Consider the following 15,984-nt stretch of genomic DNA (forward strand, 5'->3'; position numbering starts at 1 on the left):
GGTAGCTGATCAAAAAACCTGCTGGTCGTGGGATATAAATCTCCCACATCAAAAATAAACTTAGATTTATCCTTAAAATACAAATTCATGAAAAAGATTTACACTCTTCTTGTTGCCTTTATTTTCACTTCCATCATTGCGCAATCGCAGGTTAGCTATGGCAGTTGCCAGACTGTCACCTCCGGGTCGCCCTGTTTTTTTGGGTTATATAGTTTTTGGATTGAGAGTACTTCATTCGGAACCCTGAATTTCTCTGGCGGCACTTGTTCGGGCGATGGTTCGGACGACGGTTATCAGGATCTATATAGTAGTGTTTCGGGAGCTGTTTCTGCCGGAAGCAGCTATACATTGACTATCGCCAGAGGAGGCACAGCTCCTGATTGCTGGGTTGTTGCATGGGTGGACTGGAATAACGACGGCGACTTTTCGGATGCAGGCGAGCAACTAAATACTCCTCAATTTTTAGCCAATTTCACCGGCGGAACTACCGTGGTGGTTCCCAATGTATTGGTTCCTGCTTCTGCGGTTCCCGGCGATCACCGGATGAGAGTACGAACCGATGGCAGCGATCCGGGATCAAGCCCAAATGCTTGTCAAGTAAGCGGTTCTTACGGGGATACAAAGGATCTTAAAATTGTAGTTTCAGGTTCTTCAAATTGCTCTAATGTTGGAGGAACTGCTTCTGCCAATCCAAGCACTGTTTGCAGCGGCGAAAGCAGTCAAATTTTGTTGGCAGGAAGTACGGGAACGATTCAATGGCAAACATCTACAGATGGTAGTTCTTGGAGCAATGCCACGTGCGGTACCGGTAACACCACTACTACTTACAACACTGCTGCGCTTACTTCTACTTCTTTTTTTAAGGCAGTATTATCCGAGCCAAGCTGCCCCGATGCTAGTTCGAACAGCGCCTTGATTGTGGTGAATCCATCTATTGTTCCTACCATTGCTATAACAGCTAATCCATCCAATGTAATTTGCAAAGGAGAACCGGTTAGCTTTTCTGCCACGGTTACTAACCAAGGCTCGTCTTCAGTTTATGACTGGACAGTCAACGGAACTTCCGTTAGTTCAACAATTACCTTCAACCCAGCTAATCTGGATTCTGCAGATTTAATTAAATGTACACTGACCTCCAATGCCCCTTGCGTTGTCAATCCGGGAGTATCGAATACTATCGCAATGGTAGTGAATCAAATTCCAGATGTCTCCTTCTCACTTCCTGTTTCTTCGGTCTGCAAAGGGGGTACGCTCGCCTTGAGCGGGGGAATACCTGCGGGTGGAACATTTTCCGGAACGGGAGTAACCGGAACCAATTTTGATGCCTCGCAGAATGAGGGGGATTACCAAATTGTATATTCATATAGCGATGGGAAATGCTCGAACTTGGCCCAAGACACAGTTTCTATAACACTATGTACCGATATTTCTTCCATCAATAATGAAGGGATGTTTGATGTGTATCCAAATCCTGCTTCAACCACTGTTACGGTTTCTACCAGTGAAAAAGTTTCTATGCTTCTTCTAATGGATTTACAAGGAAGAGTAGTCATGGAGCAAACCGTGAGCCACCCTACTACACAAACCCTGTCCTTTTCTGTTTCTGAACTGTCGAAAGGAATTTATTTTCTTAAAGCCGTAAACGGGGTACAAACTTTCTGTCGGAAATTAGTAGTAGAATAACGTATTTTCAGGTTTAAATGTTGGTGAAGAACAAGCCAATCGGCGCTTTTAAAATATTTTATGCCGTTTTTGCCTATATCATCGTGTTTGCACTTTGGTGGGACTATCTCTTGTATGCCAAGAATGAAGAAGCTTTTAAAGAAAAAATAGAGCTCAATCAAATAAACTTCGAGATGCTGCATCCATCCGGAGATTATTACGCTACAAAGGAGTATGCCCAGATAATTTCCAAATATTCGAGGCAAAAGGTGATGATTATTGGCGAGGGCGTCTTTTTTCTTCTACTTCTTTTCTTTGGATTGATGCGTGTTCGGCGGGTTTTTCTTCGAGAGTTAGAACTGGTGGATTTACAAAGGAATTTTATGCTTTCCATTACACACGAACTAAAATCACCTCTTTCAACCATCAAACTGACCTTGCAAACGCTTCACAAAAGACAGTTAGACATAGAAAAATCTACCAAATTAATTTCTAATTCCCTGACGGATCTAGATCGGTTGGAATCATTAGTGGACAATATTCTGTTTGCTTCAAAAATAGAAAGAGAAGAACCGGGGTTTTCTAACGAACCGACTGATGTGGCAATTGTAATTCGGTCTATAGCAGATCGTCTCTCTTATAACAAGAAATCTATCGCGATAAAAACGGAAGTTCCCAAAGAGGTATATCTGGATACAGATTTGATGGGGTTCACTTCGGTGGTTGTCAACTTGTTGGAAAATGCAATAAAGTATTCTGCGTCCGGCAGCGAAATAAATATTGGATTAGAAGATAATCTGGAAAATGTAGTGCTTTGGGTTAGGGATCAAGGAATGGGTATTGCAGAAAAAGAAAAAGGTAAAATCTTTCAAAAGTTTTATCGCATTGGAAACGAGGATACCCGCAACGCAAAAGGAACTGGTTTGGGATTATATATCGTGAAGAGATTTGTGGAGATTTATAAGGGAACTATCTCTGTGGAGGATTCTAGCCCCAGAGGTAGCTTGTTTATTATTCGTTTACCCAGACAATAACGAAAGGTTACCTTTGAATGAGATAATATATTATGATTAGGAAAACAGCGCTTAAGCAGCGTATTCTATTAGTAGAGGATGAGGAAAACCTTCGAGATGCAGTAAAAATGAATCTCGAAGAAGAGGGGTACGAGGTGGATATTGCAGCTACCGGTACCCAAGCGTTGATGAGAGCGAATAATGCTCATTATCACCTCTACATTCTTGACGTTATGTTGCCCGAAATGGATGGGTTAGTGGTTTGCCAGGGTATCCGGTTGAAAGACGGTAATACTCCCATCCTTTTTTTGACAGCTAAAGATACCAGCCAAGACAAAATAGCGGGTTTAAAGATCGGGGCCGATGACTACCTCACTAAACCCTTCAATCTAGAAGAATTTTTACTTAGAGTCAGGTCTCTCTTGAAGCGAAATTCTTCTGCAAATGGCGATTCCTCCGCAGTGAGTATTTTTAAATTTGGCAAGAACCAAATCAATTTCGATACTCTTCAGGCTATCGGTGTGAAAGGACAAGAATTTGCTCTTTCAAAAAAGGAAGTATTAATCCTAAAACTGCTGATTGAGAAAAAGAACACCGTTGTATCACGTAACCATATCCTGCAAAGCGTTTGGGGCTATGAGGTTTTCCCAAATTCACGTAGTATTGACAACTTTATAAACTCCTTGCGTCATCACTTTGAAACCGACCCCTCCAGTCCTGAATATTTCCATTCGGTTCGTGGGATTGGATATAGGTTTACCGAAAAAGCGATCGAAGAATAATTGAAAGAGTAATGGCGGAATTACTCATTATCAATTATAAATGTATCTTCCGCCCTTCAAAAAAGAAAAATAGCTATGGGTAGACCACCATCAAAACCGAAAAGATTTAAAGACGGATACTATATTGAAGTACGCACCAAGGGTGCTGATTCAGGAATGAAAATATGGAGCGAAACTCGTGAAGACATGACGTTACTTGCTGAAATGTACCGTCAGAATAAGGATGTTATTATAATGGGTGAACACAAAAAGGACCGATGGGTGGATATTGAACCGGCACCCAGACCTCGTGGAAGACAAAAGGCCATACCTAAGATTGAAGAACTAGATCCTATTGATGAACTGCTCGGCGATATAGATTTAGAAGCTATTGAAGAAGCCGGAGAGAAAAAAGGGAAAAAGGAAAAGAACGTACCGGCTGTAAAAATCAAAAAGACTGTGTCAGTAAAAGTAAAGCCCGAAAAGGCTAAGGCGGCTAAAGCCAAACCCATTGCCAAAGCAAAATCAAGTACGGCATCTAAGGTAAAGCCTAAACCCGCAGCTAAAGCGAAAGCTAAACCGGCCGTAAAAGCAAAGGTCGTCAAGAAAAAGCGATAATTTTTTTAAAACATAGCGGTAGCGCAAAGACGATGTGGATAGCAACAATAAATAGCTACCCATTTATTGCTATATTTGTTTCGTAGTTTCAACCAGCTGATGCCTAAACACTTCGTATCGAACAAAGACGAGTCTGTATCAATCTTTGAGAATAAATTCCTCGATTTTTTTACCCGTGTTCATTTTATTGTACCTCTGATTATTTATGTTCCTGTACTTCTTTATTTCCTCTACCAATCCGTTTTTGTCTTTCATCTAAGCGTTTGGACGATTGTAGGTTTTATTGTTACAGGATTGGTGGTTTGGACTCTTACTGAGTATAATTTTCACCGATTCATTTTCCACTGGGATATTCCCGGCGAAATAGGCAAAAGAATATCCTTTATGTTTCATGGGGTGCATCACGACTACCCTCGTGATAGCATGCGGTTAGTTATGGTTCCGGCCATCAGCATACCATTAGCACTCCTGTTCTATTTTGTCTTCCAGTATTTCTTCGGGAATGAATTAGTCGCCCCCTTCTTTTCGGGCTTGGTCAGCGGCTATCTATTTTACGACATGACTCATTATGCATTGCATCATGCCAATTTGCGTGGTAACTTTTGGTTAGGACTCAGGCAACATCACATGTTGCATCACTACAGCGATCCTCACAATGGTTTTGGAGTTAGTACCAAATTCTGGGATTTGATATACCGCACTACGTTTAGGCGAAAGAGCATCACTCCTATTATAGTAGAAGAGAGAACAGAAGCGGTTGAGTCCTAATTTTTAGGAAACTTCATTTTGTAGTCCACACTCACTTCTCCTTTGGATATTTTATCCAGTTTACTTTTCAAAAGACTTTTTTTCAGTGGCTTTAGATAGTCGATAAACAATTTACCTTCTATATGGTCGTACTCGTGCTGTATAACCCTAGCCGTTAGGCCGTTGAATTCCTTTTCCTGGGGCCGGAATTCATTGTCCAAATATTTAATTCTTATCGTTTCCTGACGGAATACATCTTCCCTTATTTGCGGAATACTTAAGCAGCCTTCTTCATAAGCCCATTCCATCCCACTTTCACTCAGCAATTGGGCATTGATAAACACCTCGCGAATTCCAATATCCCCATCTTCATCATCGTACATCTTTCTGGAATCTACAATAAAAAGCCGTATAGCTTTGTTGACTTGCGGTGCCGCAAGACCAACGCCCTTGGCTTGTTCCATAGTGTCAAACATGTTCTTGATCAGCTCTGCTAATCCCGGGTAATTTTTTTTGATCTCTTCTCCTTTTTTCCTCAGAATCGGATCCCCATAAGCTACAATCGGTAAAACCATATTTTTTAATTTCAAGAGCGCTAATTACTCACTAGTTATTCAAAATACCAAATTTTATTCTGGACAAGAATATTCGGGATGGTCAAGTGATAACAGCCGCACGGGTGAAGTAAATCAATGTCAGTTTACAACGCCACCTACCTTAAGAGAGTTACCGAGCCACTATAATTCTGGTCATCATAAAAAGGAATTTTCATGGTGAGATAATATACATAGGTGCCAACCGGCTGTTTAACTCCTTTAAAAGTACCATCCCATTCAGTCGTATCGTCATGAACAACTTGCCCATATCGGTTATAAATGCGGAATGTTTTGATGGTTGCAATTCCAAATTGGCTAATAGGTCCAAAAAGGTCATTACGACCATCACCATTTGGAGTAAACGCATCTGGAAGTTTTACATTATCCTCCTTTCGATTAACCCGAATATTCAATTGAGTACTATCTACACAAGGTCCACTAGTTACAATAAGCGTATAAATTATATCAGCCAAAGGAGTAGCAACCGGTTCCGGTAGCGAAACATCATTCAGATATTCGGCAGGTGACCAGAAGTAGGTGTATTGGCCACTCCCTCCTTCTGCCATTGCTCCAAGTATTGTTGGCGCGCCTGGGTCTATAATGGTGTCTGTAAATAATGGTTCTATGGTCAAACTCTCAACCACCACTACCACGCTATCCGATTGATTACAACCAGTTGTTGCGTCGGTAACCATTATATGATAAGTGGTTGTAACGGTAGGTGAAGCAACCGGACTGGCACAGTTGGTGCAGCTTAAACCATCTGCCGGCGACCACGCGAACAAATCTCCCCCTGAAGCCTCTAGTATGATGCCAGATCCAAGGCAAATGACTGTATCTTTGGTTAACACGGGTACAACGGTTCGAGGAGTAATAACAATTGTATCAATCTTTGGGCACTTGCCCCCAAAATAGGCAGTAACTGTATAAATCGTTTTTTGCAACGGGTTGGCCGTCGGATTAGGAATAGTATCATTGGTTAGTCCTGTTGGCGGGAACCAACTATAGGTAATAGGTAATTGGGGAGGTGGACATACGATCATTCTAATTTCGGGAAGTTGTTTGTAAATTTTAAATGTTGGCACGCCAATGCTGCATCCAAGTGTAGTATCACTGGTGCCCAAATGAAGGGCATTATAAGTAGTGGTCGAAATAATAATTGGATCAGTAAGGGTTTGTGACGAATCAGTCATGCTCCAACATATTTCTACCACTATGTTTGCTTTCCCATCCCAAGTAAAATTATTCTGTAAGGTAAATTCGTTCCATCCGGTAATCGTAGAATAAATCACCGCATTGAACACCGGAGTTACAGATTCCCATGCCATATCAGTAAGTTCAAGATTACCAGTACAACCCAAACCAATGTTCAGATTTTGGAAAGGCAGAGTTGTGTTCTTATTAGCCAGTCGAAAACCAATTTTGCTTATAGCTCCCCGACTAAAACCTGCAGTCAGCAGATCATCCCGACGATAAAGAATCTGGGTTCTCTGGTTGCGAATCGTTCCATTAGCATTACCACTAAACATAGAGTTCACAGAAGATTGAAGACCGGCCCGGTTCAAGTCCTTTTGAATCGGGGTTTCGGCACAATTGGCTGTATTCGTTCCGCAGCCAATTAATTCTTCTCGTGGAGGTGATCCTGAGACTATAGCCCCTAATTGAACCGCAATTCCATCACATAAAGGCACATCTGGACCTAAATCAATCTTATAAGATGTATCTACGTTCAAGATGATGCCCTGCGAACCCTGACAAGAACTGTCACGAGCCGTAAGAATATAAGTACCTCCATTTTGCCCCATCACTACAGAAGGGCTTTGAATATCAGGGGTATGAACATTTGCAGATGGTGACCAGGAATATGTGATATGTGGTGCCGGTGGTGTGCAATAATCAAAACGAACATTTGGACGAATAGAGGACGTAGAAACAAAAGTTCCTGCAACCGGAAGATTGCATCCCACCTGCCCATCCATTGCACCGGATGTAATAGAATTAAAATTTGTTCTGGACACTCTTACTCGATCATCAGAACTTGATTGATTGTTCGTGAAACAAACATCCACCAACAGATTGGAGATTCCATCCCAATTAAAAGGCGTGTTCAACACGTGCGTATTTATTCCTGCAACGGTATTATAGATAGAGCTGAAATACACCTGCGTTAATCCGGCATTAAAAGCACTCATAAAATTTCGTTCTGTACAACCCATACGAATGGTTAAGTTCCGGTAAGGTTGAGTGCTTCTCTTTGCTGCCACATCAAAAGATATGGATTGTATGGTTCCTGGTTTAACCCCTAAGTCTCTGAGTTCTGTTGCCAGAAAAAGCATCTGAATACGTCCGCTTGTATAGAAATTATTATAAGGAGTGTTTCCTCCTGCACTAAGCGAAGTATCTGCCCCCGGTTGAAATACAGAAGCAAGCCCGGTGCATGGAACAGTATTTACCCCACATGATATAGTGGATACATAAGAGTCAATGTGAATGGTGTCTCCGGCACACACATTGTTTTTGTCCGCGCTCAATATAATCTGTGGCCCCTTGCCGCCACCCAATACTACTCGTGCGGTATCTTTTCTGGAGCAACCAGTTTTTTCAGAAGTAATAAGTACTTGATAATTAGTAGTGACAGACGGCCTTGCATAAGGATTGCTAATATTTACTCCATTTAACCCGGCAACCGGTGTCCATTCATACCGATAAGGAGCATTCAGTGAATCTCCGACCACATTAAATTGTACGATATCATACAAGCAAATTGTATCCTTCGATTGATTCAGTGTAAAATCAAAGTCCGATACCCGAAAGACCGTCACACTATCCTTGTTTTTACAAGTAGAACTCAGGTTACTGGACACCACATAAGTAGTGCTTTGCTTTGGAGAAGCTAGCGGATTGGACGCATTCGGGTCGCTCAAAAAGAGGGTAGGACTCCAAGTGAACTGTGAACCACCATAGGCTTGCAATTGAACGGCCCCTCCAGATGGGCAATAATACAAATCAGGTCCTGCGGTTGTTCCGGCCAATACGTCAATAGTTAGGGCATAAGCCTGTGAACTGGCTAGGGGGCAATGATCGTTTCTAATGATAATGATGAAAGTATGCCTTCCCGTATCTAAACCTGAGGGGGTCCAGCTAAAGTTACCCTGAAGAGAATCCTTAGAACTGCGTACCACATTAAATCGTGCTCCCGGAATAGATTGACTGATATTACTTTCAACAAAAAGCGAATCTCCGTTCTTATCATAAGCTTCTACAGAAAAGGAAAGCGGAACTGCCGGGCAAACCTGAACCAAACTGGTATCAATAGCATAACCTCCCTGAACGCTCGAAGCAATATTACCGGTAAACACCGGAGCCGGACTGCCGCATCCCGGAATATTGACCACCACTATTTGCATATCGCGCATAGTCGTTCCTATCAAAATCCCGGTGCGATACTCCTGCACCAATACCGTAACCACGGCTACCTGAATACTGTTGGGCGTAAAACTCATCTGTCCGGTAGTGCCATTAAAATTAAATCCGCTAGCGGTGGCTATAGGCTGTGTAGGTGAAAATGGAAAATTATAGGAGATAGGAACAGCCCCCGCACCCAACGGATTGACTAGCGTAAAAGCCAGAGAATCGCCATCTGCATCCACGGCTCCATGATTATAGGAAAAAGGCTGGTTCACGCAGATAAACGGAACAGGCAACGTAGTAAATACTGGCGAGCGATTATTAGCAAACACCGTATTATCTAATCTGCTCTCCACATAAAGCGCCTCCGAGCTGGCGTTCAGAAGATTGGTAATGAGTTCATTTCTAGCAGAAACAGTCATACTGAATACCCAATCAGCGCAGGCTGAAGGCAAGATCACCGTATCCATGTAGGCAAAAGTCTGCACCCCCGGAAGCGTACCCTGACGACAAGAAGACAAGGCAATCACAGAGGAACACAAGGGCGATACTTCTCCGTCTATTCCGCCGTTAGGGTTTGGGGCAGGTGTTTGCTGGGGCAAATCCATACTAAAACTTTGCCCACATAAAAGAGAAGATACATTCAAGGTGATACTGGAAGGCGCTTCAATACCGCCGCAATCTCGATAAAAGTTAATCGTCACCTGATATATCCGGTTCACCGGGTCTAAGCAGACATAGGAGATATCGGCCCCCATAGCGTGTGATGCCCGGGCTTCATTCGTAGAAAGAAAAAACAAACCGAGGAACAACAAACAAACAGACCAGAAACGAGTAAAATCTTTTTTGACCATAATTTTTATTAAAATTCGAGTGCTAAAAGTATCTAATTCTGCCTCAAAGGGAAATGCCTTTGAAGAACTATAAAAAGAGATGAGCAGATTTCGAAAACGGTTGTTCCTTTTATGGCATGCAAAAACACGCTGGTTTCTTTTATGCAATTTATATCTTCGCTCTATGGGCAGGTGTGCGACTTTTTTTCTTATTTCGCCTAAAATGAAAGTAGATTTTATTTATTCTGATACCCTGTTTCTTGGCCAAAATCTTCATTTAAAACCTTTTTGCTCATGATGAGTTTGCCTCCGTTGCATTTGTCGGCCTTGTTTATCATGCTGGTCTTCGGCATCGCCTTTTTCTTGTTTCTGACCGTTTATACTTGCGGCAGGAGGTCGAACCTTTCTCCCGAGAAAGAAGGTGCAAACATTCTGCGTACTTTATCTATCATTTTTGGCTGGCTGGTCTTTGTTTTGATTATCTCCCTCACCGGTTTTCTGCAAGACTTTCAAGCGGTGCCGCCTAGAATTCTCTATATCGTACTGCCTCCGTTTATCGGTGTTCTCCTGCTTCCATTCTATAAGAATGCCATCGCCCTCCTCGATAAACTTCCCCACTTCTGGCTGATCTACACTCAATCGTTTCGAATCATTATAGGAGTCATGCTATGGATGCTCTGTCGTTATGAGATCATTCCAACTCAAATGACTTTTGAAGGAATGAACTTGGATATATTGACTGGTATCTCGGCACCATTTGTGGCCTATTATTGTTTTCGAAAAAAAACGTGGTCACCCAAAATAGCACTAATCTGGAATATCTTCGGGCTGTTGACCTTGGCAAATATGATGGTGCTATTTTTGCTTTCTTCCCCCTATCCCTTCCGCTATTTTATGAATGAACCCACCAATGCCATTCAATACAGTTTACCATTTGTATGGCTTCCCACTTTCGTGATGCCCTTTGCATTTTTGCTGCACGTGCTTTCCATCCATCGGCTGATCAGAAAGACGGATGGTTCTTTGTAATCCTATCTTACGAAGGAAAAAAGAACCGCTATTCTCCGAGGTCTATCTTGATTAGTTGGTAACTTGTGGTGGTGTAGTTATACACGCTGGCAATCAGATAATTATCTGAAAAGGCAATCCCGCGCAAGCTATAGTTGTTTGGCAATTCAAAGGCATCTACTATTTTATTTAAGCTGGGGTCAAATTTCTGGATAACTGGGGCGTTTTGAATAGACATATACAAAAATCCGCCTTTGCCAGCTAAGGTACTGGCTCCGCCCGTAGCATATTCACTACCCCAAGCGTCATTCACAAAATCATATTTACGGATGCCGTCGTAGGTCATCCCCCATAAATCGGTCCCAACTGCCGCCAAAGCATAAATGTTCCCCACCGGAACGGCCACCTGAGTTCTCGATTCCCAAATACCCGTATTAACGTTCACTCGGTTCATGTAGCTATTGGGATTCCCCCATTCATAAACCAACAACTTATTATTCAGATATTCCACATTATCCTCGTACGCCACATATATTTTCGTCGGGTCTGCATCTATTTCAGTGGCAGCGAACGTATTGCCGAGGATGCTCAGTCTTTTATAAACGTATTTCGTTCCGTTATCGTGCGGGTCAGTGATAATGTCACTTCCATAAGAAGTCATATCCCCAAAGCCTCCAGATGCAGGATTGGTGATGTTACCCAAAGATGTCACCCGCGCAATTTTTACCCATTCACGTGCCGTCGGAACCTCCATGTTCTTAACAGCTACTATCGGCTCAAGAGTCATACCTGTAATCGTGAGCACATTATCTTCCAACTTGTATGGGTATCCATTACTGTAGTTATAGACACTATCGGCTGTAAAGGTGGTTATAAGTGATGAAAGTCCGCGTTGTCCATAACTGCCAAATTCAAGCATGAAAGACAAACTGTCTGTGGTCACTTCTATAAACTTATAGGAGATTAACCCTCCAGATATAATTACATATCTCCCATTCAAACCTTCGGTCTTTTCTTTTTTACAACCTGAAATAAAGAAGGAAGAAAGAACGACAGAGAAGAGAATGAGTGTGTGTATTTTGCTTTTCATAGGGTTTAATTTTATGCGAATGTAATTTTTGCTGATAAATAATAACAGGTGTTGAAGTTTGTATGAGCCATGCCGAATGGAATACTGTTGATGTGCAAAGGTTACAGTAGATGGATATTTTTTTGGAAAACGGGAGGCCCAATCCTTGGATATGTTGTCATTACCAATCAGCAATTGCCTATTTCTGATCAGATTTAACAAATGCTCCTTTTGGGGCTTATGGAAATGGTATAGAAAAGGCTGTTTTTCCATCAAAACTGTTCGGATTTGATAGATTTCGGTCAGCACCATCATGATAGCCCTGTTTCCATCGGCACCTATGAAAACGAATCTATAATACCACATAGAAATACTGTACAACAGGGGTATTACATCCCAATTCTCAAAAAACCTTTAGCGAATAACAAGTTCATCAATAAATAAATTTTTCAGAGAACTCCTTTAATAGACACTTTGCATCATTCACACATAAAGACAGCTTTTTAAATGCTTAGTGTCCGTTGCCGTTGGCGTACATAGCTTCTACCTGCGCTTTGTATTTGTCCATGAGGATTTTGCGCTTCACTTTCATGGTCGGAGTTAGTTCACCGGTTTCGGTGGTCCATTCTTGGGCGATGAGCGTAAACTTTTTGATCTGCTCCCATTTGCCGAAGTTGATATTTAGCCGGTCCACTTCTTTCTGAATCAGTTCTTTGACTTTGTCATGGCTCACTATTTCCTGATTGGTTCCGTCTTCGATACCATTAATTTTTATCCAGCTGCGTAGGTGAAGGAAGGAGGGCACGATGAGAGCGGATACAAATTTCTCCGAAGCACCTACCACCATTATTTGCTCGATGAAGCGCGATTCTTTCATTTTGTTTTCAATCACCTGTGGGGCGATGTATTTTCCACCCGATGTTTTGAAAAGTTCTTTTTTCCGATCGGTGATTTTGAGGAATTTGTTGTTCACCCATTCGCCGATGTCGCCGGTATGGAACCAGCCTTCGCTGTCCATTACTTCGGCGGTCAGTTCGGGGCTTTTATAGTAACCCATCATGACGTTGGGCCCTTTGGCAAGGATTTCGCCATCGTCAGCAATTTTAATTTGCACACCGGGAATTGGTATGCCAACGGTGCCGCACATACGGTCTTTTTCATCCATACCATTGACGGATAGCACTGGAGAAGTTTCTGTGAGGCCATAGCCTTCGATAACCGGAATTCCTGCTGCCGAGAAGAGGGTAATGAGGCGAGGCTGCATCGGTGCCGAACCGGTAACGATAAAATTAATTTCACCGCCGAGAGCTTCGTGCCACTTGCTGAAAACCAATTTGCGAGCAATGTTCAACTGAAGGTTATACCATAATCCTTGATCTTCACCCAACTTATATTGGTTGCCGAGTTTTATACTCCAGAAAAAAAGATTCTTCTTGAAGCCGGTGAGTGCATTTCCTTTTTCCATGATTTTTTCATAGACTTTTTCGAGTAGTCGCGGCACCGTGGTGAAGCAATAGGGGCGTACTTCTTTTAGGTTGTCACCAATGGCATCTATGCTTTCGGCATAGTGAATATGGATGTACATATAAAGGTAGGCGTAGAACACCATCCGCTCGAAGGTATGACATAGAGGGAGAAAGCTGAGGGCTTTGGTTCCACGCCGAAAAGGCACGGCTTGCATGGAACTGATGATGTTGCTCGCAATATTTTTATGGGAGAGCATCACGCCTTTTGGATTCCCTGTGGTGCCGGAGGTGTAAATGATAGTGGCGAGGTCGTTTTCGTCTATCGTGTCTTTGCGCTTTTGAATTTCATTTGCATTAAACTGTTTCGGCAGAGATTCTTCAAAGTTTTTTGCACCGGGCAGTTTATCGAAGCTGTAAATATCAATCAGCGATGAAATCTTCTCTTTGAGCGGTAGGACTTTGTCGTATATAACCGCATCGCCGATGAAGGCGTATTTGATTCCGGCATTGTTGAAAATAAATTCATAGTCGCTTTGCGAAATGGTAGGATACATGGGCACGGTATGTACGCCAATTTGCAAAGCGCCGATGTCCACAAAATTCCATTCGGGACGATTAGCGGCAATCAGGGCAATTTTGTCACCTTTGGTTAATCCTAAATCGAGCAACAACTGGCTGACTTGATTGGCTTTTTCTTGCACTTCGGCCATAGTATAAGAAACCCACTCTTTGCCTTTTGAGGTAACCACTTTGGCACACAGAAAAGGCTGGGAAGGACGCAGATTATTTTGTTCGGTCAAAAAGTCGAAGAGTCTTTTTATTTCCATGTTGGTTATGTTTTTTGCGATGTTAAAATAGAAATTTACAGAAGGAGAAATTCATTTTCATCCACATCAATGATAGATATCGTCTTGCTCATTGTCCAGATTAAAGAAAGCGTCTTGGATATGGTTGATATTCATTTTGCCTTTTTCAAGAAGGATAGAGATAATGTCGAAGCGTATATCTGCGTCTGAATTATTTCTCTGCATGTATTCTTCTGCCGCCTGAATCATGAGCTTTTTCTTTTTCCGGTCAACGAACTCTTCAGGATTTCCGAAGAAGTTATTGCTCCGGGTTTTTACTTCGGTAAAGACGATGGCGTTTTTATGTTTGGATATAATATCAATCTCCGCCTTGCCATCGCGGTAGTTGTTGGCTAATATTTCATGTCCATTCTTACGAAGAAAATCAATCGCGGCCTCTTCGCCTTGTTTGCCTATGTCGTTATGTAAAGCCATTTTGTGGGAGCAAATGTAATGAGGCCTCATTAATTTAAGTAGAACATTGGTCATCTTCGCCTACCTTTGTGGTTCTAAATGAAAGCAAGAATTCTTTTTGTTGGTATGTTATTCTGCTTCGGCTCTGTTGTTTCTCAACGGAGGGCTTCGCCGGTTTGTGTTTTAGATGCTACCAAGCAAAACTGGATTTCGGGCGCGCCGGGGGGAAGATCAGGAACTAATTACCGGATTAAGGTACATATCAACACCTCGCGTTCGATAGAGTTTTTGTATTTGTGGATAGGTAAAGAGAATGTTCCCCTCAGTTTGGAGTTTTACAATCTCGATGGTCAGAAGCAATTAGCGTTGGGCGATTCGTTATTGCTTTTCAGTAGTAAAGTAGTGGGAGAGGAGTTTCCGATGTTTGAACATAGAAAGTTGCCCGTACGGTATAAAGGTGCCGCCTTATTTCAATGTGTGGTAGATAGGAAAAACAGATATTTTATTGTGAAGGAGCTTCGTCAACTTCCTCCCTTAGCTGGTCAGTAAGATTTTACGAATCTTATGTTCGTCCTTTTTGATTTCCTGTATTAAAGCCTCCATGGAATCAAATTTCTTTTCATCGCGGATGTAGCCCACGATTTCGATGGTTAAAGATTCGCCGTAGATGTTTTTATCAAAATCAAGAATATTGACTTCAATAGTTTGCTCTTTGCCGCCAAAGGTCGGGTTGAATCCAATACTCAACATACCACCAAAACGAGTCCCGGCATGTTGTACCTTCACGGCATAGATACCTGTTTTGGGAATCAGTTTTAGTTCATCGTGTATCTGGATGTTGGCGGTAGGGAAGCCCAGTTTCCTTCCGTTTTGAAGCCCTTTGACTACGGTGCCGCTCAGGGTATAGGAATGGCCCAATAGTTCATTGGCCAATTTCACATCACCCGAATGGAGTGCTTCGCGGATTCGTGTAGAACTGATGTCAATATCATCCAGCGTTTCTTTATTGATTTCTTCCATTTCATAATTAAACTTCTGCTTCATCTTTTCGAGCAGAAGGTAGTCGCCGATGCGGTCTTTGCCAAAACGGTGATTATAGCCGATAACCACGTAGCGGGGCTGAAAGTTCCGAACCAGAAAGCTGCTGATGTAGCTCTCCGCAGTTTGGTCTGAAAAATCTCGACTGAAAGGAACAATCACGACATTATCTACTCCATATTTTTCGAGCAGATTTATCTTTTCATCTATGCTATTGAGCAGGCGCAGAGATTGATCTTCCGGGTGAATCACGACTCTGGGGTGAGGATGAAAGGTGATGATGATATTCTCGCCGCCGGTTTTTTTGCTTAACGATTGAATATGTTTAATCAGTTTCTGATGACCCAGATGAACCCCATCGAAGGTGCCGATGGTGATAACCGAATCTTTAAAAACAGGCAGTTTACTTAAATCGCGAAAGACACGCATGGCGCAAATATAATTTCTCCTATAGTATGAAACCAGATATATATGTTCGAGTGGCTACTGTTCGCAATCTCTGGTAA

At 42.3% G+C, this 15,984-nt stretch carries 13 protein-coding genes; 7 read left to right on the forward strand and 6 right to left on the reverse strand.

What is annotated here, in order from left to right:
- Nucleotides 1-87: 87 nt before the first annotated feature.
- The 5 genes from IPP77_14645 (at nucleotide 88) to IPP77_14665 (ending at nucleotide 4,822) form a co-directional block, all read left to right on the forward strand.
- On the forward strand, nucleotides 88-1,683 hold the full coding sequence (locus IPP77_14645) for a T9SS type A sorting domain-containing protein (GenBank protein ID MBL0310853.1): 1,596 nt from the start codon (nucleotides 88-90) through the stop codon (nucleotides 1,681-1,683).
- A 17-nt stretch (nucleotides 1,684-1,700) separates the two neighbouring features.
- Nucleotides 1,701-2,696 (forward strand): HAMP domain-containing histidine kinase, encoded by a 996-nt coding sequence (locus tag IPP77_14650; protein ID MBL0310854.1) that lies wholly within the window; start codon nucleotides 1,701-1,703, stop codon nucleotides 2,694-2,696.
- A gap of 32 nt (nucleotides 2,697-2,728) precedes the next feature.
- Nucleotides 2,729-3,457, forward strand: a complete 729-nt coding sequence (locus IPP77_14655) for a response regulator transcription factor (GenBank protein MBL0310855.1) — start codon at nucleotides 2,729-2,731, stop codon at nucleotides 3,455-3,457.
- Between the two features lie 75 nt (nucleotides 3,458-3,532).
- A complete protein-coding gene (locus IPP77_14660) occupies nucleotides 3,533-4,054 on the forward strand; it encodes a hypothetical protein (GenBank protein MBL0310856.1) in 522 nt (173 codons plus the stop codon).
- Nucleotides 4,055-4,153: 99 nt separating this feature from the next.
- Nucleotides 4,154-4,822 carry a sterol desaturase family protein gene (locus IPP77_14665; GenBank protein MBL0310857.1) on the forward strand — a complete coding sequence of 223 codons (669 nt, stop codon included), beginning with the start codon at nucleotides 4,154-4,156 and terminating at the stop codon, nucleotides 4,820-4,822.
- On the opposite strand, the gene IPP77_14670 is transcribed toward IPP77_14665, so the two are convergent.
- Nucleotides 4,819-5,376: a peptide deformylase gene (locus IPP77_14670; GenBank protein MBL0310858.1), complete on the reverse strand. Its 558-nt coding sequence runs from the start codon at nucleotides 5,374-5,376 to the stop codon at nucleotides 4,819-4,821. The two genes, IPP77_14665 and IPP77_14670, sit on opposite strands and share 4 nt — an antisense overlap.
- Before the next feature lie 137 nt (nucleotides 5,377-5,513).
- Nucleotides 5,514-9,659: a gliding motility-associated C-terminal domain-containing protein gene (locus IPP77_14675; protein MBL0310859.1), complete on the reverse strand. Its 4,146-nt coding sequence runs from the start codon at nucleotides 9,657-9,659 to the stop codon at nucleotides 5,514-5,516.
- Nucleotides 9,660-9,932: 273 nt separating this feature from the next.
- On the opposite strand from IPP77_14675, the gene IPP77_14680 reads away from it, so the two are divergent.
- Nucleotides 9,933-10,667, forward strand: a complete 735-nt coding sequence (locus IPP77_14680) for a hypothetical protein (GenBank protein MBL0310860.1) — start codon at nucleotides 9,933-9,935, stop codon at nucleotides 10,665-10,667.
- Between the two features lie 28 nt (nucleotides 10,668-10,695).
- Here IPP77_14680 and IPP77_14685 read toward each other — a convergent pair whose 3' ends face one another.
- From IPP77_14685 to IPP77_14695, 3 genes are all read right to left on the reverse strand, one after another.
- Complete coding sequence (locus IPP77_14685) at nucleotides 10,696-11,736, reverse strand: hypothetical protein (protein MBL0310861.1); 1,041 nt, start codon at nucleotides 11,734-11,736, stop codon at nucleotides 10,696-10,698.
- A gap of 490 nt (nucleotides 11,737-12,226) precedes the next feature.
- On the reverse strand, nucleotides 12,227-14,008 hold the full coding sequence (locus tag IPP77_14690; protein MBL0310862.1) for a long-chain fatty acid--CoA ligase: 1,782 nt from the start codon (nucleotides 14,006-14,008) through the stop codon (nucleotides 12,227-12,229).
- A gap of 66 nt (nucleotides 14,009-14,074) precedes the next feature.
- Nucleotides 14,075-14,461: a YraN family protein gene (locus tag IPP77_14695; protein MBL0310863.1), complete on the reverse strand. Its 387-nt coding sequence runs from the start codon at nucleotides 14,459-14,461 to the stop codon at nucleotides 14,075-14,077.
- A gap of 78 nt (nucleotides 14,462-14,539) precedes the next feature.
- Here IPP77_14695 and IPP77_14700 point away from each other — a divergent pair, with 78 nt between their 5' ends.
- A complete protein-coding gene (locus IPP77_14700; GenBank protein MBL0310864.1) occupies nucleotides 14,540-14,989 on the forward strand; it encodes a hypothetical protein in 450 nt (149 codons plus the stop codon).
- Here IPP77_14700 and IPP77_14705 read toward each other — a convergent pair.
- A complete protein-coding gene (locus IPP77_14705; protein MBL0310865.1) occupies nucleotides 14,975-15,907 on the reverse strand; it encodes a bifunctional riboflavin kinase/FAD synthetase in 933 nt (310 codons plus the stop codon). The two genes, IPP77_14700 and IPP77_14705, sit on opposite strands and share 15 nt — an antisense overlap.
- Nucleotides 15,908-15,984: the final 77 nt, after the last annotated feature.

Source organism: Bacteroidota bacterium, assembly GCA_016722375.1.
Lineage (GTDB): Bacteria > Bacteroidota > Bacteroidia > Chitinophagales > LD1 > Bog-950.